A 21,227-nucleotide genomic window follows, 5' to 3' on the forward strand; every position below is an offset into this window, starting at 1 on the left:
ATCAAGTGTCGATGAATCTCTCAGCCGGTAAAGAAGTTGTCGTAGGTTTGCTCTGGCACTCGGTCGCCTCGGGAAACTTGGGTGTTGTTGCCTTGACGCTTTCACAGCTATCCATCGTTTGCCAAGCGGCTCGCGATGCCGACGTTACTGTTCGCGTGAAGATTTTTGGCTGGAAGCTTGATGGGGCAATGACGGCGGCGCCTGGATTTGCTGATGTCGAATACATTCCGATCGATGCCAAGTCGCTCCTGGTCCCTGGTTCAGAACTGCGCAAATCGCTTTCCAGTTGCAGTGTCGTTCTCGATGTAGGTGAGGGCGACAGCTTTTCGGACATCTACGGATTCAAGCGTCTGCTCTTTCTTTGCTTGACTAAGAGGGCGGCAGCATCACGTGGCGCTGCCCTCGTCTTGAGCCCGCAGACCCTTGGACCATTCGCATCGAAATTCAACGAAAGGCTTGCCCGCTGGTCGCTGGCAAACGCGATCAGGGTATTTGCCCGTGATCCAATGTCGATGGAGTGGGCTATGAGTTCGTTGCCACACGAACGTGCGGCAGAGGCGATAGATATGGCCTTCTGTTTGCCCTTCGACCGTCAGCCGAAGGCTTCGGGTGTCACAAAACGCATAGGTATCAACGTATCGGCGCTACTGTATTTCGGAGGCTATGGCGGCGGGAATAGCTTGGGTTTGTCGCTCGACTTCAAAGAGCTCACCCATCGCATTGTTGCGTGGGCGCTGGCCGTCCCAGATGCCGAGGTCTGGCTCATCCCTCATGTCATGTCGCGGGACATCCCCGAAGAAGACGATCCGACTGCCGCCCGTGAGGTGCAGCGCCTTTACCCTAAGGTCAGGATTGCCGGTCCGTTCTCAGGCCCGACGGAAGCGAAGTCTTTCATGTCCGGGCTGGATTTCTTCACAGGCGGGCGAATGCATGCTTGCATCGGCGCGTTTTCCTCAGGCGTGCCAACCGTTCCGCTCGCCTACAGTCGCAAGTTCAATGGGCTCTTTCGGTCGCTCGAGTATCCGATCATGGCTGATTGTCGGGTGATGGATCTCGATGAAGCGTTTGACGTCGTGGTGAGTGCTTTTTCCCGCCGCGAGCAGGTAGCTGCGCAAGTTGCGCATGGCGTCGAACTCGCGCGGCGGAAGTTGCAGCCGTATCGTGATGCAATTGTCGAACTACTCAGGACAGCCGGGCGATGACTCAAGTCATAGACTCCGTTGTCGAGCACAAACTGTGCGTCGGATGCGGCGCTTGCGCGTCCATGTTCGAGCAACCCGCTGTGCGCATGGAACTTGCGCAGGACGGTTTTATCCGTCCGCGCCAGATTCGTAGTCTCAGCCCCTCGGAAACGAAGCTTTTCGACGCTGTCTGCCCGGGTGTGACTGTGGCTCACCCTTCACGCGATGCTAGTTTTCATCCTTTGTGGGGGCCTGTTCGGCAACTCTGCGCCGGGCACGCTTCGGACGAAGAGGTTCGCTATCTTGGGTCGTCGGGGGGCGCGCTTAGTGCCCTTGCGATATACCTGCTGGAAAGTGGGCAGGTACAAGGCGTTCTGCACATCGCACCCGATCCGTCGAAGCCATTCGACAATCCGAGCCAGATCAGCTGCAGTCGCGAGGACGTACTGCGCGCTGCAGGATCCCGCTACGCGCCCGCGTCACCTCTTGATCGAGTGCGCGAATGTCTTGGCCGTCCGGGTGTTTTTGCTTTCATCGGAAAACCCTGTGATGTCGCGGCGCTCCGAGCGATGGCACGCCAAATGCCGGAAGTCGCAGCGAAGTTTCGCTACATGCTGTCGTTCATGTGCGCCGGTACGCCAAGTTTGCGCGGCACCGAGCAGGTTGTACGCCACCTCGGATTCGATCCGAGCGAAGTGACGCGCTTCCGTTACCGTGGCAACGGATGGCCAGGCATGGCGCGCGCCGAAACATCGGACGGCCGCAGTGCTGAAATGGACTACGACAGTTCGTGGGGCAAGATACTCAATCGGCACCTGCAGTTCAGATGCAAGATATGCCCTGACGGGACCGGTGAGTTTGCAGACATCAGTTGTGCGGACGCCTGGCATGCGGACGAGCGTGGCTACCCAATCTTTACCGAAACGAGTGGCCGCAGCCTAATCATCGCAAGAACGGCCGAGGGCAGAAGCACGCTCGAAGACGTTGAGCAGGCAGGGCACCTGAGGACGGAAGGAATCGAGGTCGAGACCGTTGCAGCAATGCAACCGTATCAGACGCACCGAAAGCAGGCTCTTATTGCGCGACTGGCGGGCTTCAGGCTCGGCGGCCAGAGAGTCCCGCGTTATCGTAACTTCGCATTGGCAAAGGCGGCAGGCGCTATGCCCCTTGGTGTGCATCTGAAGAATGCACTTGGCGCATGGCTCCGCGCCACCGGACTACGGCGGACGCCCTGAGCGCGCCAGATGAAAATCACTCGTACGAGGTGAAAATGGTTTCTGTTGCTCAACCCATCACAGGAAATACAGCGCGCCGAGGTATCGGGGCATGGGCGCTCATTTCTCTGGCAATGATCTTATTCGTGCTGACTTTGATTTTCGTTGGCGCTCTCGCGGCGTTGCTTCCGTGGTGGCTCATAGTTGCGGTATCTGCTGCGCCGATTTTTTTGGTGATCGCTTGGCGCATACCTGACTTGGCACTAGTGCTTCTCGCTGCGGTGTCGTTTGGATTAATCCCCGATTTTATCTTGCCTAGTATTCCGATTGCTGGTGGAGCGTTAAGAGCAGAGGATTTAGGATTGTTTTCGCTATTCGCCTTGCTTGTTGTGAAGAATCTTCAGGGCTCATACAAGTTCGCTGCTTTAGTCGCGAAACCGATTGCAGTGGTTGCTCCGCTTGTACTTGTCTCGTTGATTTCAGCGATGCTTGCAATAATTTATGCAAAGTCGGGCATCAAGGATGTTTTTAACGAGGCCCGAAACTATGCATACTGGCTATATCTGCCTTTAATTCCATTGGCGGTACGGCGGGAAGAAGAGTTTCATAGATTTACAAAGCTCCTATTTGCCCTGGCTATGATTATTGCGGTGGCGATGATATTTCAGTCGACTACGGGTGTGAAAATTACGACGCGTGGTCAATTTTCCGAGTTGTGGAACGTTTCCGATTCAGTTGCAGGAATTACCAGAAGCACGACACCGGGAATGTTCTTGATGGCCGGATCTCTACTTTGGCTGCTGGTTGCATATGCTCTCGGAGAGATTAAGTTTAGCATTCTGTTCGCCATTAGCGTTTTAATACTTCTCGGAGGTATCGTTGTTGGTTTTGGTAGAGGGCTATGGGTTTCTCTAGCCATTGGTTTCGTGCTCGCTGGGTTGGTTAATTTAACGCCGCGTTACCTGAAAACATTGTTCGTTCTCGGTTTGCTATTTTCCGTTTTGTCCGCAGTGTCCGTTATCGCAAAACCCGAGTTGCTTGAAGCAGTTGTAAAGCGAGCAACAAGTTTCACCGAGGAGTTTGAGCGGGGGACATCTCTCGAACGTAGAAAAGTCGAGAATCAATTCGCAATCAATGCATTTTTGGGAAATCCTCTCGAAGGGGTTGGGCTCGGCGGCAGATATAAACCATACGGCGTGGACTCAGCTGCATGGGAGGCCGAGTCCCGCTATATTCACAACACTTATTTACACGCCGCCGCAAAGATGGGACTGCCGGGGCTAATTGCACTTGTATTTGCAATTTTATATCTATTGCATTCGGGGTGGATGGTTTTCAGGCGTACGAAGAAATTCAGAGCATTGTCTTTCGTCTCCTTTTGGGTCTTGTTTTCTAGTGGTGTAGTTACCGCATTCACTCAGCCAAATTGGCTGACGTCCACAGGTGTTCTTTCTGTGTGCATTGCGTTGTACTTCACTGAATACATACGACGGCTTGAAAGAGGTGTATCACCAATAAGTCCGGGGAAGGTGGTTGAATGAACGTTGTCATCATCATCCTTAACTGGCGAAACTCCATTGATACATTAGCGTGTATCGAAAGCTTGTTAGGATTAGGCTATCGCAAATTCAAAATTGTAGTTTGTGATAACTCATCTTCCGATGGCTCTTTAGAGGATTTTCTTGATTGGTCCGCGGAGAACCCCGATGTGGCAGCGCAAAATTTTATTTCGTTAGAGTCCGAAGACAATGCTATTAGAGATGCGTTTGTCAATCGCGTCGTGTGGATTCAGACGGGTGCGAACCTTGGTTTTGCGGGTGGTAATAATGTAGGCATAAGGTTGGCATTAAAATTAGGGGGGGTTGATTTTTTCTGGTTGCTGAATAATGACTGTGTTGTGGCTGGTGACTCGCTTTCATATCTTTGCCAGTACATGACCACTCACCCAGATGTAGGCATCTGCGGCGCCAAGGTCATCTATTTTCACTCTCCAGATCGCGTTCAGGCCTACGGCGGCGCCTCTCATGACAAATGGACCGGTCGGGCGCATTACCTGGGGCATCTTTCTCATCCAGACGATCCCCACGACTCAGTCATTGTCGAGAATCAACTGAGTTATGTTGCAGGAGCATCGATGTTCGTGCGACGCGAATTCGTTGAACGGGTTGGCTTGATGCATGAGGACTATTTTCTCTATTTCGAAGAGATAGACTGGGCGTTACGTGGTAAGGGAATTTTCCGACTGGGTTACGAGCCTAAAGCAATTGTTTTCCATAAGGAAGGCGGAACGATCGGTTCAAGCAGCGATACCCGGAAGACAAGTCGTCTCTCGGATTTCTATCTGTTTAGAAATCGGCTGCGTTTCACTCGGAGGTTCTTTCCGGAAGCGCTTCCCTCTGTCTGGTTAGTCATGTTGCTCCAAGGAATTCGTCGAGGCCTGCGAGGGCAGTTCGAACGCATGTGGCTCATCTTTCAAATATTGGCAGGGAAACAACATCTGTGAGTGTTCGTGGTGCGCTTTTATTATTAGGACTGCTTTACGCTGCACTTGCTCATTCAGGCGACCGAACGCAGGAGACGATCGTTCTGCTTAAATGGTTGGGGCGGAGCGAAACGGTTCCGGCGCTCGGGGCGCAATGGAATGGCGGCAACAAGAGCTACGGATGGCTTGAGCAGAAAGAGGCCGGTGGTCGACTGCCGCTGATATTTGGAATTGAGTATTACGACTATGGACCTGTAGAGAAAAGACTGGATGCTCGCGAGGAAGGAAAGGCGATCATCCTGCGTCATTTCACGGACTGCGGAGTCATAACGGTCGCAGACCATATGCCCAATTTCCTAACCGGGGGCAATTCGTGGGATCGCTCGGCAGACGCTATGTCGGCCATCATGCCGGGCGGGACAAAGCACGATGAATTCAAGGCCTACCTTGATCGCATGGCCACTTTTCTCAACCAGCTTAAGGTAGAGGATGTATCGGTTCCCGTTCTGTTGCGACCATTTCATGAAATGAACGGTGGTTGGTTTTGGTGGGGAGATCGTTCCTCCGGGGAGCGCGTTGTCCAGCTCTGGCGCTTCACCTGGAACTACCTGATCAACGTTCGGGGTGTTCAAAATGTTCTTTTTGTGTGGTCCCCAAATATCGCGCGCGGCTGGGGTGAAACCGAGTTTCGGCGATATTGGCCCGGACGCGAGTATGTCGACGTAGTTGCCCTCGATGGTTACGAGAACGCGAACATCCCCGATTTCGAACGTACGGGATTTCTTTCAAGCACTCAGGCCGTGGCAGCTATCGCGCGAAAAGAAGGTTTGCCTCTCGCGTTTTCTGAGATCGGGTTCAAAGTAGCCGCACAGAGCCAATCTGGATTCTGGACTGGTCCGTTCCGGACTATGGTTCGCAATGACCTACCACCTCTGAGTTATGTGCTCGTATGGAATTACGAATACGGACCGCGTCCCGGTACTCCAGCCGCAGCGAGCTTTCGGGCTCTGGTGAATAGTGGCGATGTACTGATGCTGGGCGACGTTTCGCCTCTCGATCTCTACGGTGAAAACTTTGCTCGCATCGGGAGGCACCGATGAATATCGTGTTCTGTACGACAGTGCTTCCGAGCAGAAAACGTACGGGTGGAGAAATCGCATCGCAGTCATTCATCGATGCAATGAGAGTTGCGGGTCACTCGGTGACGGTTTTGGGATATCAGCGACCCGATGATGATTACGGCCCTTCAGGGGGTGAGGTGTGCGTTGGACGCAGACCTATCGAGACAGATGGCGCCGGCCTGAGCAAATACTTGTGGATGCTTGAAGCTATTACACGCGGACGAGCATACTCGGCGCAAAAATACCACTCGGCGAGCTATCAGCATCTACTCTCGAGCGAACTTGTCCGTCAGCCGCAGTCGCTTGTAGTGATCGACCATGCGCAAATGGGGTTTCTGCTCGACGTCGTGCCTTCCGAGTGCCCGGTCTTGTTTATTGCGCACAACATCGAGGAAGACATCTATCGTGCGCAGATCGATGCCGCTAGCAATCCCTTCACGCGTTGGCTGGTTACGCGTGAAGCCAAACTGATTGGATTGCTTGAACGCCGCATCGGTCGGCGCGCTCTTTGTGTGTGGGTGTTGACTGAAGCAGACCGAGCTCATTTCGCAAACTCCGGTTGCAGGCATGTGTCGATCGCCGAGATCCCTGCAACGAGATTTGGGAGTGGAAATGCGGACTGTCATTACGACTACGACGTGGGTCTGATAGGAACCTGGTCGTGGCGAGCCAACGCAGAAGGGCTGGAGTGGTTTCAGCGCGAGATCGTGCCTCGCTTGCCTAGGAACCTACGCATTGCCGTCGCGGGCAAGGGCGCAGAGAGCATCGTTCGCCCCCCGGTGAAGGCGCTGGGCTTTGTGAGTGACGCAGTGACGTTTCTCGAAGGTTGCGCAGTGATTGCTATTCCCTCGACAGCGGGAGGTGGCATACAGGTCAAGACCTTAGATGCCATCGCAACCGGTCGTCCCGTCGTTGCGACGCAGACGGCATTGCGAGGCATAGACCGTGTGCCCGGATCAGTCTGCTCTGCCGACACAGCCGACGCCTTCGCCTCTGCAATCGAGCGGGCCTGCCGCACTGCGGGCAATGTCGCAAATGAATCGTTGGAGTGGAGCAGGGCGCGTGGCGCTCGCTTTCGAAACGTTATCGAGACAGAGATTTCGTACATAGAAAATAGGCTGACCTGAACATGAAACCAAACGAGAAGAGGCGGATATTCGGCATCGACATCGATGCGCTGGATATGGCAGGTACGCTTGAGATCCTTGAACATTGGATTTCAACTGAGCATTCGTCTTGTCGTTATGTCGTTACGCCTAATGTTGATCATGTTGTAAAACTCGAAAAGGATGAAGGTTTCAGAACCGCTTATTCGGGTGCAAGCCTTGTGTTGGCGGATGGAAAGCCAGTTGTGCTTGCCTCGAGAGTTCTTGGTTTGCCGCTTCCCGGCACTGTTCCAGGCAGCGATCTGGTACCCGCCCTCTTCGCTCACTTTCAGACCTTGAATCGCCCGCTTTCAGTCTTTCTTTTGGGCGCTGCTCCCGGTGTGGGACTGAAGGCTGCGGAACGTATTCAATCCAGTTGGTCATGTGTACAGATCGTCGGCGTGCTTAGCCCTCCATTGGGCTTTGAACATGATCTCGAAGAGTGCGACCGCATCTGCGAGGCCGTAACGAAGGCTTCACCTGATGTGCTCGTTTTGGGACTTGGCGCACCAAAACAGGAGCTATGGGTAAGTCGCTTCCACACGAGGCTTAATGCGAAAGTCGCGCTTTGTGTTGGGGCGACGATCGATTTTTTGGCAGGAGAGAAATCAAGGGCGCCAAAATTGATGCGCACTCTCGGATTGGAATGGCTACATCGAATGGCAAGTGAGCCTCGAAGGCTCGTTAAAAGATACATTCATGATGCATACGTTTTTCCGAGATTGCTAATCTACGAGGTTTTTAAAAAGATTTGACACAGACCACCCATTCTCGAGAGTTTTCCTCGGCCATGGAAGTTTCTCAAACCCAACTTTCCTTATTGTTTCACTTTGTAATAATACGTTAAGTTTTAGTTGAGTGGGTCGTACTCGAGATTATTGATTTGCGCGCGCCTGAAGATCGGCCGTTGTTCGGACGGTTGTTGCATTGGATGTGTGCATCACGTGGGGTCTTGGTGTGCAAACGTTTCGCTTCTTCTCGCTAGTTCTCGGACTAGCCTTTTCTTCGGCTTCTGCATTTGCCGCGCAAATTCATCTGGTGGTGATCGACCACGTGAGCGATGCGCGGCTGTCGGGCATTGAGGTCAACGCATACGAGAAGCTGTCGGACGGCAGCGAGGTATGGAAGGCAAAGCGCTCGACGGATGCACAGGGGCTCGCGACCTTCGATCTGGACGGGCTTGGAGACGGCCGCAAGTTCGTGATGAAAGCCAAGCCGTACGGTGCGGTGGTGAGCAGCCAGGAACTGTCGCAGCCGAACTGGTACCAGTTCCGGGTAGGCAAGCTGCAGGTGCAGGTGCTGGACGGTGCGACGGGGCAGCCGAAGACGGGGCAGTCGGTGGGGCTGATGCGTTGGCCGGACGGTGGCAGCGCAACGTGGGTGATGGGCGGTACCACCGATGCGCAAGGGTGGGTAAGGCTGGATCCGGAGGGGATAGGCACTGAACCGCTGGTGCTGACGGCAACAAGCCCAAGTGATGGTCAGCAGAAGGTCAGCGAGAAGCTGATGACGAAGGGGCCGCATCGTTTCTACCTTGGTAATGCGCCAGTGGTAGCGCGGATGCAGGACGCAGTGTCGGGTAGCGCGCTGGGCGGACAGTGGGTGGAGGCCTGGGAAGTGTTGCCCAGCGGCGTGAGCGTATTCAGGTTGAAACGCTGGACTGATGGGACGGGGATAGCGCGTTTCGATCTGGATGGTGTGGCCGAAGGGCGCCGGTATGTGCTGAAGGCTCAGCCTTATCTGCAGGCGGTGGAACTGGACGTAGGCGGCGGCGCAGGCGAGAAGGCGCTGCGTGTTGGTCGGCTGCAGGCGCAGGTGATCGATGGTCGCAACGGTACGCCTTACGCGGGGCGGGACGTGAGCCTGCAGGAGGTGCTGTCGGACGGCAGTTATCGGTTCGTTGCGAACTTCAGAACGGATGCCGAGGGACGGCTGAAACTGGACCCGCAGGAATTGGGGGCGCGGCGCTACGCGCTGCGGGCGGTCAGTCTTGTTGACGGTAGCCAGCGCACAAGCGCGACCTATGCAAGCACGGGCAGCGTGCAATTCAAGGTGGGTACAGCGGGACTGAACATCGTGGTGATCGACCACGTGAGCGATGCGCGGCTGTCGGGCATCGAGGTCAACGCGTACGAGAAGCTGGCTGACGGCAGCGAGGTCTGGAAAGCGAAGCGCTCGACGGATGCGCAGGGGCTCGCGACCTTCGATCTGGACGGGCTTGGTGCAGGACGCCGTTACTTTGTCAGGGCCGTGCCCCACGGCACGATAGTGGACAGCGATGTTCTGTCGAATCCGCTCTGGTACCAGTTCCGGGTAGGCACTTCACCGGCTGCATTGTCCGAATTGAGCAGACGGGGCCAGCCGAAGACGGGCAGTCGGTGGGGCTGATGCGTTGGCCGGACGGTGGCAGCGCACGTGGGTGATGGGGCGGTACCACCGATGCGCGAAGGGTGGGTAAGGCTGGATCCGGAGGGGATAGGCACTGAACCGCTGGTGCTGACGGCAACAAGCCCAAGTGATGGTCAGCAGAAGGTCAGCGAGAAGCTGATGACGAAGGGGCCGCATCGTTTCTACCTTGGTAATGCGCCAGTGGTAGCGCGGATGCAGGACGCAGTGTCGGGTAGCGCGCTGGACGGACAGTGGGTGGAGGCCTGGGAGGTGCTACCCAGCGGTGCGAGCGTGTTCAAGCTGAAACGCTGGACCGACGGGACGGGGATAGCGCGTTTCGATCTGGATGGAGTAGCCGAAGGGCGCCGGTATGTGCTGAAGGCACAGCCTTACCTGCAGGCGGTGGAACTGGACGTAGGCGGCAGCGCTGGCGAGAAGGCGCTGCGTGTTGGCAGGCTGCAGGCGCAGGTGATCGATGGTCGCAACGGCACGCCGTATGCGGGGCGGGACGTGAGCTTGCAGGAGGTGCTGTCGGACGGCAGTTACCGGTTTGTTGCGACGTTCAGGACCGATGCCGAGGGGAAGCTGAAGCTGGACCCGTCGGAATTGGGAACGCGGCGCTACGCGCTGCGGGCGGCCAGCCTGGTGGATGGTAGCCAGCGCACGAGTGCGACCTATGCAAGCACGGGCAGCGTGCAATTCAAGGTGGGTACGGCGGGACTGAACATCGTGGTGATCGACCACGTGAGCGATGCGCGGCTGTCGGGCATCGAGGTCAACGCGTACGAGAAGCTGGCTGACGGCAGCGAGGTCTGGAAAGCGAAGCGCTCGACGGATGCGCAGGGGCTCGCGACCTTCGATCTGGACGGGCTTGGTGCAGGACGCCGTTACTTTGTCAGGGCCGTGCCCCACGGCACGATAGTGGACAGCGATGTTCTGTCGAATCCGCTCTGGTATCAGTTTCGGGTGGGCACTTCACCGGCTGCATTGTCCGAATTGAGCAGCGGGCGACGCCTCGCGGGTGTCACCATTCAGGCTTACGAGAAAACGGCCAACGGTACCTTAGCGCCCGTGATACAGGCTGTCACAGACGGCAGCGGGATCGCGCGTTTTGACTTGGCCGGCGTCGGTAACGGCCGTGAATATGTGCTGAAAGCACTGAATCCCTTTGGCGATACGAACGATCATTTCAGCAACGTGATCGCGTCTCGTGGCCTTGTCGCTTTTTCAGTTCAGAAGGACGAAGTGAACGAACCGGATCGCGTACCTCCTACGATATCGATCGAGACGCCTAGAGCGCTTACCCGGATTTCCCTTGCTGGAGCTCGTCTGACAGGCACGGCAGACGATGATGAGGCGATTCGTGAGGTCCGGCTGATAGTGATCCTGCCATCGGGTAAGGTGAATGAAAAAGCCGCTACATGGAGGGCGTCAAGCAAGAGTTGGTTTGTGCATAGCGGGGTACTCGACGATGCGTTGAGCGGTCGGGTACGCGTAATCATGCGCGCCATCGATCATGACTTTAACGAAGCCGAGACATCGTTAGACCTAGATCTGGTCGTCGACCGCACAGCACCGACCATCGAAGTGACGTCCCATACATCAGGTTCGATTGTCCCTGCCCGTGGATTCATTCTTTCAGGGCAGGTGATTGACGACACCATTGGTTCTTCGCTCCAGATTGCGGTCAGCGGTGGAGGGCTTGCGAACAGTCAGACGCAGGAGGTTGAGGTCGCTCAAGAGAGTGGGCGTTGGACAGCCATCATTGCCCCTGACGACAGCTTTACCGGATCGCTTTCACTCGAGTTGAAGGCGACGGATGGAGCGGGTAACGCAGCATCAAAGACGATCACGTTGCAGACGTCCGATGTCTTCTCGCAAGCTTGGCACGTATTGCAGCGGACGTCGTTCGGGCCCACTCCAGAGGCATATTCCGCGGCGACGGCGATTGGGCCCAACGCGACCTTACAGGCACAGATGATGGGCGATGGCGTTAATGATGCGGGTTACGCCGAGCAAACATCGAGCTTGAGCGCAGGTACCCATATTGCTACGGATTTTGTACGGCATGCGGCGTATGCGGACCAGCAACTCCGTGAGGTGATGACCTGGTTCTGGGATAACCACTTCAATACGCATTTCTTCGCTCACGAGAACAGTGCTTTTGAGCAACAGGAGAATCAGGCTTTCCGGCTCCACGCTTTAGGCAACTTCCGCGACTTGCTTGGAATAAGTGCAAAGAGCCCGGCGATGCTCTATACGCTTGACGGTCGGCTTAACGTGATGGGACGTCCGAATGAGAACTATGCGCGTGAGCTGCTTGAACTGCACACGATGGGTGTGAATGGAGGCTACACCCAGAGGGATGTCGAAGAGGTTGCGCGCGCCTTCACCGGTTGGACAGTCAAAGATGGTGTGTTCGCGTTCGTAACCGCAAGCCACGATAACGATGCCAAAACCATACTCAACCGAACACTGCCGGCTGGGCAGGGCATGGTCGATGGCGAAACGGTTCTGGATATCGCGGCTTCACATCCCGCGACAGCGAATTTCATATGTCGCAAGCTCGTGACCCTCTTCGTGTCAGATCGCCCGGTTGACTCTCTGCTCACGCGCTGTGCGCAAACATTCGCAGCCCGGCACGTTGCTCCTGATCAGATTGCGCAGGTGCTGCAGGTAATTCTCACTTCGAGCGAGTTTCTCGGGTCGAGTTACCGGAATGCAAAACTGAAATCGCCATTGGAATATGTAATTAGCACAGTACGTCAGTTAGGCGGTGAGCAAGTGGGTGACGATATTTCGAATGAAGTTCAGCGCCAGGGGATGCCGCTGTTCCTGTATAGCGTCCCTACAGGATTTCACGAGACTGGCGACAAGTGGCTCAGCTCCGGGATGTTGCACTTGCGTAGTCGGTTCGTAGACAGACTCCTGACGGACACGGATATCTACGCGGAGGGCGCTACCCAGACACGATTCGCTCTGGCGGAGAAGATGGCGGAGGAGGGTTACCAAACGTCCGAGGCTGTAGCCGGGCGCATGCTCGAGAGATTGTTCGGTCCGACCTACGTCAGGCGTCATCGACAACTGGCGCTTGATCTGCTTACCGAAAACGGGACCTATCCGTACATACCGAACGCGCCCGATGCGGAATCTCGCTTGCGTCGGCTTGGTAAGGCTTTGACTACATTGCCAGATTTCCATCTTCAGTGACGCGAGACAGAAAATGAACGTCAGGGGCAAGAACTCATGAACCGGAGAGATCTTCTCAAAGGACTGTTTGCGCTGCCGTTGTGCGGCGGGCTGTCGAGTTTCGTTCATGCGGCGCCAAGTCAGCGCGTCCTCGTGGTTGTGTTCATGCGCGGTGGTTGGGACGGACTGAATGTCATCGTCCCCCACGGCGACGACACATATTACGGACTGAGGCCGAACATCGCCGTACGTCCTCCTTCCGACGGCGATTCAGCTGCGGCGCTTGATCTTGATGGCTTCTTCGGTATGCATCCATCAATGACTGCGCTCCACAATCTCTATCAAAGTGGTCAGGTTGCGGTAATGCCATGTGTGCATTACTCCGGCTCATCGCGTTCACACTTTGCAGGTCAGGACATCATCGAGTCGGCATCGCTTCTGAATCATGACAGTGGCTGGCTTGCTCGTTACCTCCTGCACTCTGGCGGTACCCCCCTAACCAAGGCCCTGAGCGTGAGCGAGCAGTTGCCGTTGAGTTTGACCGGGTTGGCAACGCCAGTTTCTGCATATGCCGATCTCGCTTCGTTGCAACTGGCATCGAGTAGTTCCGATCGGGCCATGCTGGCCGACGTGATCTCGCGTTCGTATGCTTGGGCACCACCGTCAAATAACCCCCATGGCGCTGCTCTTTTCAGCACGGGCGCGCGGTTGCTCGACGAGTTGTCGGGGCTGCAATCCGTTGCGCAAACCTTACCTGCCAATGGCGCGACTTATCCGATGACAGCGTTTGGGCGCCAGTTGCGGCAGACTGCTGCCTTAATTAGGGCGCGCGAAGGTTTAGAGGTTGTGACTCTGAATGTGGGCGGATGGGACACGCACAGCAACCAAGGCGGCGGCGATCCAGCGGGAAGAATGTCGGTATTGCTGAGAGGTTTCTCAGATTCGGTCGGGGCATTCTTTTCGGACCTCGGTGGTGACGCGTCGCGGGTACTGATGCTGGCGGTAACAGAGTTTGGGCGTACCGCTGCCGAGAACGGGAGTCGTGGTACCGATCATGGGAACGCGTCGACGTGGCTGGCGATCGGAGCGAATGTGCGAGGAGGAATTCACTTGGGTACGCAGTGGCCAGGCTTGACTGCGACGCAGTTGGTCGATGGCCGTGCTCTTGCCCATACGATCGATTTCCGTTCGGTCTACGGCAGTGTCTTGTCCCGTTTTCTCGGGGCATCAAACCTTTCGGCAATCCTCCCCGAGTACAGTGGCAGCTCGCTCGACATCATCGCGTGAACTTATTCGAGTGCTCGCGGTGATTTGATCGCTTCCAGGAACCGTCCCTCGAGCGACATCAGGCGCATGTCTCTTGTGGCCGCGGCCTTGGCCGCGACACGGCCGTCGCTGTCCGCAGGTTCGATACAGGCTGCTGTCGGGGTCAGAAGACCCCTCCCACAGAAGACCGACCTCTCAGATAAATCGCCGACTTCTTCTGCGGAATCCCGCGTCGTGCGCTCAGACCACCGTGTCCCCTCGCGGCGGCGGCCCCAGCTTATCCAGTGCGGCCTCTTCATCCGGCTCGTAAAGCCGCGAGCGGGTGAGAAAGCGGATGCCTTCCGGCGATTCGATCGAGAAGCCGGATCCGCGGCCGGGCACGACGTCGATGATGAGGTGGGTGTGCTGCCAGTACTCGAACTGCGATGCGCTCATGCAGAAGGGCATGCCGCCGATCTCGCCGAGGAGTACGTCGGAGCTGCCGAGGATGAATTCATTGCGCGGATAGCACATCGGGGCGCTGCCGTCGCAGCAGCCGCCGGATTGATGGAAGAGCAGGGCGCCGTGCTTGCGGGCGAGCTTTGCGATCCATTCGAGCGCTTCGGGGGTGGCGCTGACGCGGGTGACCATGGGTTCTCCTCCTGCGTGGGTTCTTGTGTGAATGATGACCGTATGGTGCGGGGATGGTTGCCGGAGCGGGGGCGGTTGGACGGGTGCCGATTTTGTAGGAGCGGTCTTCTGACCGCGACAGGGCGGATATTGATGCGCCCGCGCTTCGTTTGCCGCTGCTGTCGCGGTCAGAAGACCGCTCCTACAAAGTCAGCGCGGTCGACGAAAAAAGGGGCGCCGAAGCGCCCCTCTCTCAGTGCTGCCTCAGAAGAAGCCCAGAGCCTTGGGCGAGTAGCTCACCAGCAGGTTCTTGGTCTGCTGGTAGTGGTCCAGCATCATCTTGTGGGTTTCGCGACCGATGCCCGACTGCTTGTAGCCACCAAACGCGGCGTGTGCCGGGTAGAGGTGGTAGCAGTTGGTCCATACGCGGCCGGCCTGGATGTTGCGGCCGAAGCGGTAGGTGCGATGCACCGAGCGCGACCACACACCGGCGCCAAGACCGTACAGCGTGTCGTTGGCGATCTGCAGCGCGTCGGCTTCGTCCTTGAAGGTGGTCAGGGCGAGCACCGGGCCGAAGATTTCTTCCTGGAACACGCGCATCTTGTTGTGTCCCTTCAGCACGGTCGGCTGGATGTAGTAGCCGCCGGTTTCCGATTCCTGGCGTTTGGCGCCGCCGATCAGCACCTGCGCGCCTTCCTGGCGGCCGATGTCGATGTAGGACATGATCTTTTCGGCCTGGTCCGAGCTGGCCTGGGCGCCGATCATGGTGTCGGTGTCGAGCGGGTGGCCGCCGCGCACCTTGGCGACGCGGGCGATGGCGCGCTCGATGAACTGGTCGGCGATCGATTCCTGCACCATGGCGCGGCTCGGGCAGGTGCACACTTCACCCTGGTTCAGCGAGAACATGGCGAAGCCTTCGAGGCACTTGTCGAAGAAATCGTCGTCCTTGTCCATCACGTCGTCGAAGAAGATGTTGGGCGACTTGCCGCCCAGCTCGACGGTCGACGGGATTATGTTCTGGGAAGCATATTGCAGGATGAGGCGGCCGGTCGTAGTTTCGCCGGTGAAGGCGATCTTGGCGATGCGCGGGCTGGTGGCCAGCGGCTTGCCGGCTTCGATGCCGAAACCGTTGACGATGTTCAGTACGCCCGGCGGCAGGATGTCGGCGATCAGTTCGGCCAGCACCATGATGGAAACCGGGGTCTGCTCGGCCGGCTTCAGGATGATGCAGTTGCCGGCGGCGAGTGCCGGAGCCAGCTTCCAGGCGGCCATCAGGATCGGGAAGTTCCACGGGATGATCTGGCCGACAACGCCCAGCGGCTCGTGGAAGTGGTAGGCGACGGTGTCGTCGTCGATTTCCGACAGGGAACCTTCCTGGGCGCGGATGCATCCAGCGTAGTAGCGGAAGTGGTCGATGGCCAGCGGGATGTCGGCGGCCAGCGTTTCACGGATCGGCTTGCCGTTGTCCCAGGTTTCAGCGACGGCCAGCATTTCGAGGTTGGCTTCGAGGCGGTCGGCGATCTTCAGCAGCACGGCGGCGCGGGCGGCCGGCGAGGTACGGCCCCAGGCGTCACGAGCCTTGTGGGCGGCGTCGAGTGCGAGTTCGATATCGGCAGCCTGCGAGCGGGCGGCCTGGCAGAAGACTTTGCCGGTGACAGGAGAGATGTTGTCGAAGTATTGACCCTCGACAGGCGCCACCCACTTGCCGCCGATGAAGTTGTCGTAACGGGGCTTGAAGGTGATTTTCGAACCGGGTTGGCCGGGATCGGCGTAACGCATTTACTTCCTCCTCGAGTTGTCGATTGCCCTGCGGTCGGCAACAATGCGCGACAGAACAACACAGGGTCACCGCGCACGCTAATACGGCGCAGGTAGGTATCCGGTAGGTAGCTTGCAGGTTGAGTGGTGGAGCGAGACCAATGACAGCTTCAAGTGCAAGTCTGGCGGCACGCCGGCGGCGCATCGAATCGATCCGGCGCGGCGAGCGTACGGTCGGCGAGCGCATCGTGGTGGTCGGCATGGACATCGCCGGCTCGTGGCAGCGCTCGCGGGAGGCCGTGTCGGAAACCTGCTCGGCGGCGCCGATCGACGCCGACGCGCCCGACTGGACGACGACCCCTTACGGTGAGGCGGTCAATTCATGCGTCGACGAACTGGAAACCGTGGCCCGCGAGAGCGGCATGGTGGCGGCAGTCAGCGACGCCGACGGCCGTCTGCTCTGGACCGGCTGCAGCCGCAGCATGCGCACCCGGGCCGAACGCGTGCATTTCGTGCCCGGCGGACGCTGGGACGAGCGCTCGGTCGGTACCAACGCGCTGGCGCTGGCGCTGCGCTACCGACGCCCGGCCAGCGTGTTTTCGGCGGAACACTTCATTCCCGCGGTACAGGACTGGGTGTGCTACGCCGCCCCGGTATGCGATGCCAGCAGTGGCGAAGTGATGGGCGTGGTCGATCTATCGACCACCTGGAACCGCCATTCGCCGCTGGCCCTGCACGCGGTCGAACGTTTCGCGCAGCGCGTTTCGCAGGCGCTGCAGTCCCTGAGCCATGCGCCGGTATTGCGCCTGCGCATGCTGGGCACGCCGCAGGCCTTCCTGCAGGGCAGGCCGCTGGCACTGTCGCCGCGGCAGCTCGAGATCCTCTGCCTGCTCACCCTGCATCCGGAAGGACTGGATCTCGAAAGGCTGCACGCCGCCTTGTATGGCGACCGCCCGGTCGGTGTGGCGACGCTGAAGACCGAAGTTTCGCAGCTGCGCGACCGCCTCGGCGGCGCAATCGGCTCACGGCCCTATCGTCTGCTCGTCAATTGGCAGGCGGATTTCAGAGACCTCGAACAGGCACTGGACGCCGGCCGCATTGAAACCGCGCTCGGCTGCTATCGCGGCGCCTTCCTGCCGCGCACCGAGAGCCCGCTGCTGCGTGCCTGGCGCGACTGCCTCGAATCCCGTCTGTCTGACGCCATCTTCCGTGTCGACGATCCGGACGTACTGCTGAACCACCTCGGCCAGTCGCCGGAAGCGGTCGACGCACTGCAGCGCCTGGGCGAACTGCTGCCGCCGGACCACCCTGGTCGGCAATTGCTGGCGAGGACCTTCGGCGAGGTGTGAAGGGCATCGCGCCGGGATTCTGTGGGAGGGGTCTTCTGACCCCGACACGGCCTGAATCGAAGCCTGCGGACCGCAATCGGCGGCATCGCGGCCAAGGCCGCTCCCCACAGGAGAGCGGCGCGCGAACGGTCGCCATGGCGGTTTTTTGTAGGAGCGGTCTTCTGACCGCGACAGCGAACCGGATCACCCTTGGTGCTTCCGCCGGTCCGCGAGTCTCAAACCAGCCAGACAGCATCCCAATGCGGATAATCACCCACCCGAGCGACGAGCCCGGCGCGCAGCGGGTTGGCGACGATATAGCGCGCGACTGCGCGCACGTCCTCCTCCTCCCGGATTGCCCGGTCGTGATAGCCCGCCTGCCAGATCGGGCGCCCGACTTGATGCGCGCTGATGCTCTTCATCGTGCGCATCAGGGTTGGGAGGTTGATGGCTTCTCCGAGCTGGATCAGCCAATGCAGATGATCCGGCATCAGTACGAAACACAAGCTGCGTGAAAGAGTTCGCTCGGCTGTGAAGTGCATGACCCGGATGACTGTCCGGGCATGGCCGAGGTCGATGAACACCGGCTGGCGGTACTGGGTGCTTACGGTCACGTGATAGATCTGACCGGGCAAGGACACCCGTCCGTCGCGCAGGCGATGATATCCATGGTTCTGATCCATGCCTTCATCATAGGATCGTGTAATCGATTGTGCGATTGCGGAAGCAGCCCTCGACAGAGCATTGGGCGACGCAGAGAGCGATGCGCGATAATCACAGGCCGTTGTCGGGGTCAGAAGACCCCTCCCACAGAAACCTCGCCCGTGCTCGGACGGCACATCGGGCGCATCTCCTGTGGGAGCGGTCTTGGCCGCGACGCGGCTTTTGCGGACCGATTGCCTCGATCCATGCCGGCACGGCATGAAGAGGGCGACGCTGTCGGCTTCCATGCCGCGAGCGGTCGCCAGGAGCCCTGTATACTTCGCCCGACTTCACGCCGGGAGCCCTGATTTGATCCGCATCAGCAGCCAGTTCGACAGCGGCGCCATCGAGGTGCTGGATTGCTCGGACGCGTCGAACATCCGTCTCAATCTGCCGGCCGACAATGCGGCGGATTTCCGTCAGTGGTTCCACTTCCGTCTGCAGGGCGCGCGCGGGCAGGCCTGCGTGCTGAGCTTCGAGAATGCCGGGCAGTCGGCGTATCCGGGTGGCTGGGACGGTTACCGCGTGGTGGCGTCCTACGATCGGCGCAACTGGTTCCGGCTGTCGGCCGGTCAGTACGACGGTCAGCGCTACACCTTCCGCATCACGCCCGACTACGACAGCGTCTATTTCGCCTATTTCGAGCCCTACGGCTGGGACCGTCACCTCGATCTGCTGGGCGCGGCGGATGCGGCGCCGGTGGCATCGGTCGACGATCTGGGCGCGACGCCCGACGGGCGTGATCTCAATCTGATCACCGTTGGTCGCCCGGCCCCGGGCAAGCGCAAGGTGTGGATCACCGCCCGCCAGCACCCGGGCGAGACGATGGCCGAGTTCTACGTCGAGGGGCTGCTGGATCGGCTTTACGACACGTCCGACCCGGTGTCGCGCCGGCTGCTCGAGCGTGCCTGCTTCCACGTCGTGCCGAACATGAACCCGGACGGCTCTGTGCGCGGCAATCTGCGTACCAATGCACGCGGCTGCAATCTGAACCGCGCATGGCGCGAGCCGGACATGGATTTCAGTCGCGAAGTGGCGCTGGTGCGCGATCGCATGTTGGCCACGGGTGTGGATGTTTTCCTCGACATCCATGGCGACGAGACACTACCGTTCGTGTTCATCGACGGTAACGGCATGGTGCCGGGCTTCACCGAGGCGCAAGGTGCGCAGGAGAAGCGTTTCTGCGATGCGCTGCTGGCCGCCAGCCCCGATTTCCAGGTGGGCGAGGGCTATGCGCCGGACCGCTTTACCGACGAGTTGCTGACGCTGGCGTCGAAATGGGTGTTCAACCACTTCGGCTGCCTTTCACTGACGCTGGAAATGCCTTTCAAGGACAACGCCCATCTGCCCGACGGACTGTTCGGCTGGAGTGCCGCCCGCAGCAAGCGCCTCGGCGCCGCGACGCTGCAGGCGCTGCTCGCCGTGCTCGACCGCGACTGATCCGTCTGCGTCCTCCGTGCTTTCCTCACCGCAGCGTTCACCTCAGATTTCACTTTTCGCCGGAAACTCCTGAATGAAAATCACCGTAATCGGCACCGGGTACGTAGGCCTGGTCTCCGGGGCCTGCATGGCCGAGATGGGCAACGACGTGCTGTGTCTGGACCTTGATCCGGAGAAGATCCGCATCCTGAAGGAAGGCGGCATCCCGATTCACGAGCCGGGTCTGGACGCGGTGGTTGCGCGCAACGTCGAGGCGGGGCGCCTGCACTTCACGACCGACGTGGCCGAAGCGGTGCGCTTCGGCACCATCCAGTTCATCGCGGTCGGCACGCCGCCGGACGAGGACGGCTCGGCTGACCTGCAATATGTCTTGTCGGCGGCGCGCAACATCGGCCGGCTGATGACCGACTACAAGGTGGTGGTCGACAAGAGCACGGTGCCGGTGGGCACGGCGGACAAGGTGCGCGCGGCGATTGCCGACGAGCTGGCCAAGCGCGGCCAGGAGATGGAATTCGCTGTGGTGTCGAACCCGGAGTTCCTGAAGGAAGGTGCGGCGGTAGAAGACTTCATGCGTCCGGACCGCATCGTCGTCGGAGCCGACGACGAACGCGCCATCCACCTCATGCGTGCCCTCTATGCCCCGTTCCAGCGCAACCGCGACAAGCTGGTCGTGATGGACGTGCGCAGCGCGGAGCTCACGAAGTACGCCGCCAACGCGATGCTGGCCACGCGCATCAGCTTCATGAACGAACTGGCACTGCTGGCCGACCGCATGGGTGCGGACATCGAAATGGTGCGCCAGGGCATCGGCTCGGACCCGCGCATCGGCTACCACTTCCTGTACGCCGGCTGCGGCTACGGCGGCAGCTGCTTCCCGAAGGACGTAAAGGCGCTGATCCGTACCGCACGCGAGAACGGCCAGGAGCTGAAAGTGCTGCAGGCGGTGGAAGACGCCAACGACGTGCAGAAGATGGTGCTGGTGGACAAGATCGTCGCGAAGTTCGGCGAAGACCTGTCGGGCCGTCGCTTCGCGCTGTGGGGTCTGGCGTTCAAGCCGAACACCGACGACATGCGCGAAGCGCCGAGCCGGGTGATCATCAACGAACTGTTCCGTCGCGGTGCGACGGTGACGGCCTACGACCCGGTGGCGATGGCGGAAACGAAGCGCATCTACGGCGACGAGTCGCGGCTGACGCTGGCCGACAAGCCGATGGACGCACTGGAAGGCGCGGACGCGCTGGTGATCGTGACCGAGTGGAAGGAATTCCGCAGTCCGGACTTCGAGCGGATCAAGGGCGCGCTGAAGCAGCCGGTGATCTTCGACGGGCGCAATCTGTACGAGCCGGATGTGCCGCGCGCCGCCGGCATCGAGTACTCGGCCATCGGCCGCCGCTGATCCCCGCC

The 21,227-nt window shown here is 58.9% G+C and carries 16 protein-coding genes; 13 read left to right on the forward strand and 3 right to left on the reverse strand.

Annotated features, from left to right (window positions below; translation table 11 throughout):
• Positions 1-11: 11 nt before the first annotated feature.
• The 10 genes from METFAM1_RS0103440 to METFAM1_RS20495 all read left to right on the forward strand — a co-directional run bounded on the left by METFAM1_RS0103440 (position 12) and on the right by METFAM1_RS20495 (position 14,007).
• Positions 12-1,202: a polysaccharide pyruvyl transferase family protein gene (locus METFAM1_RS0103440; RefSeq protein ID WP_024300426.1), complete on the forward strand. Its 1,191-nt coding sequence runs from the start codon at positions 12-14 to the stop codon at positions 1,200-1,202.
• Positions 1,199-2,416: a Coenzyme F420 hydrogenase/dehydrogenase, beta subunit C-terminal domain gene (locus tag METFAM1_RS20465; protein ID WP_024300427.1), complete on the forward strand. Its 1,218-nt coding sequence runs from the start codon at positions 1,199-1,201 to the stop codon at positions 2,414-2,416. Before METFAM1_RS0103440 ends, METFAM1_RS20465 begins: the two co-directional genes overlap by 4 nt.
• A gap of 35 nt (positions 2,417-2,451) precedes the next feature.
• Entirely contained in the window at positions 2,452-3,936 is a 1,485-nt protein-coding gene (locus METFAM1_RS20470) for an O-antigen ligase family protein (RefSeq protein ID WP_157256657.1), read from the forward strand.
• Entirely contained in the window at positions 3,933-4,898 is a 966-nt protein-coding gene (locus tag METFAM1_RS20475; protein ID WP_081627184.1) for a glycosyltransferase family 2 protein, read from the forward strand. The genes METFAM1_RS20470 and METFAM1_RS20475 overlap by 4 nt, the downstream gene beginning before the upstream one ends.
• On the forward strand, positions 4,895-5,977 hold the full coding sequence (locus tag METFAM1_RS20480; RefSeq protein WP_157256658.1) for a glycoside hydrolase family 26 protein: 1,083 nt from the start codon (positions 4,895-4,897) through the stop codon (positions 5,975-5,977). Before METFAM1_RS20475 ends, METFAM1_RS20480 begins: the two co-directional genes overlap by 4 nt.
• Positions 5,974-7,125, forward strand: a complete 1,152-nt coding sequence (locus METFAM1_RS20485; RefSeq protein WP_081627186.1) for a glycosyltransferase — start codon at positions 5,974-5,976, stop codon at positions 7,123-7,125. Before METFAM1_RS20480 ends, METFAM1_RS20485 begins: the two co-directional genes overlap by 4 nt.
• 2 nt (positions 7,126-7,127) lie before the next feature.
• Positions 7,128-7,898 (forward strand): WecB/TagA/CpsF family glycosyltransferase, encoded by a 771-nt coding sequence (locus METFAM1_RS20490; protein WP_081627187.1) that lies wholly within the window; start codon positions 7,128-7,130, stop codon positions 7,896-7,898.
• 202 nt (positions 7,899-8,100) lie between these two features.
• Positions 8,101-9,531 (forward strand): collagen binding domain-containing protein, encoded by a 1,431-nt coding sequence (locus METFAM1_RS0103455; protein WP_157256967.1) that lies wholly within the window; start codon positions 8,101-8,103, stop codon positions 9,529-9,531.
• A gap of 15 nt (positions 9,532-9,546) precedes the next feature.
• Entirely contained in the window at positions 9,547-12,741 is a 3,195-nt protein-coding gene (locus METFAM1_RS20325) for a DUF1800 domain-containing protein (protein ID WP_157256969.1), read from the forward strand.
• Between the two features lie 36 nt (positions 12,742-12,777).
• Positions 12,778-14,007: a DUF1501 domain-containing protein gene (locus tag METFAM1_RS20495; RefSeq protein ID WP_081627188.1), complete on the forward strand. Its 1,230-nt coding sequence runs from the start codon at positions 12,778-12,780 to the stop codon at positions 14,005-14,007.
• Between the two features lie 219 nt (positions 14,008-14,226).
• On the opposite strand, the gene METFAM1_RS0103465 is transcribed toward METFAM1_RS20495, so the two are convergent.
• Both METFAM1_RS0103465 and adh read right to left on the reverse strand, forming a co-directional pair.
• Positions 14,227-14,616, reverse strand: coding sequence for a DUF779 domain-containing protein (locus METFAM1_RS0103465; protein WP_019918163.1), 390 nt, complete (start codon positions 14,614-14,616; stop codon positions 14,227-14,229).
• A 243-nt stretch (positions 14,617-14,859) separates the two neighbouring features.
• Entirely contained in the window at positions 14,860-16,374 is a 1,515-nt protein-coding gene (adh, locus tag METFAM1_RS0103475) for an aldehyde dehydrogenase (RefSeq protein ID WP_019918164.1), read from the reverse strand.
• A gap of 140 nt (positions 16,375-16,514) precedes the next feature.
• Here adh and METFAM1_RS0103480 point away from each other — a divergent pair, with 140 nt between their 5' ends.
• Entirely contained in the window at positions 16,515-17,702 is a 1,188-nt protein-coding gene (locus METFAM1_RS0103480; RefSeq protein ID WP_019918165.1) for a helix-turn-helix domain-containing protein, read from the forward strand.
• 215 nt (positions 17,703-17,917) lie between these two features.
• Here METFAM1_RS0103480 and METFAM1_RS0103485 read toward each other — a convergent pair whose 3' ends face one another.
• Positions 17,918-18,364: an REP-associated tyrosine transposase gene (locus METFAM1_RS0103485; protein ID WP_024300430.1), complete on the reverse strand. Its 447-nt coding sequence runs from the start codon at positions 18,362-18,364 to the stop codon at positions 17,918-17,920.
• 328 nt (positions 18,365-18,692) lie between these two features.
• On the opposite strand from METFAM1_RS0103485, the gene METFAM1_RS0103490 reads away from it, so the two are divergent.
• Together METFAM1_RS0103490 and METFAM1_RS0103495 are read left to right on the forward strand one after the other, a co-directional pair.
• Positions 18,693-19,823, forward strand: a complete 1,131-nt coding sequence (locus tag METFAM1_RS0103490) for a M14 family metallopeptidase (protein WP_019918167.1) — start codon at positions 18,693-18,695, stop codon at positions 19,821-19,823.
• Positions 19,824-19,896: 73 nt separating this feature from the next.
• Positions 19,897-21,219, forward strand: coding sequence for a UDP-glucose dehydrogenase family protein (locus tag METFAM1_RS0103495; protein ID WP_019918168.1), 1,323 nt, complete (start codon positions 19,897-19,899; stop codon positions 21,217-21,219).
• The last annotated feature ends 8 nt before the right edge of the window (positions 21,220-21,227 follow it).

The sequence above is a fragment of the Methyloversatilis discipulorum genome, from assembly GCF_000527135.1.
GTDB classification, from domain to species: domain Bacteria; phylum Pseudomonadota; class Gammaproteobacteria; order Burkholderiales; family Rhodocyclaceae; genus Methyloversatilis; species Methyloversatilis discipulorum.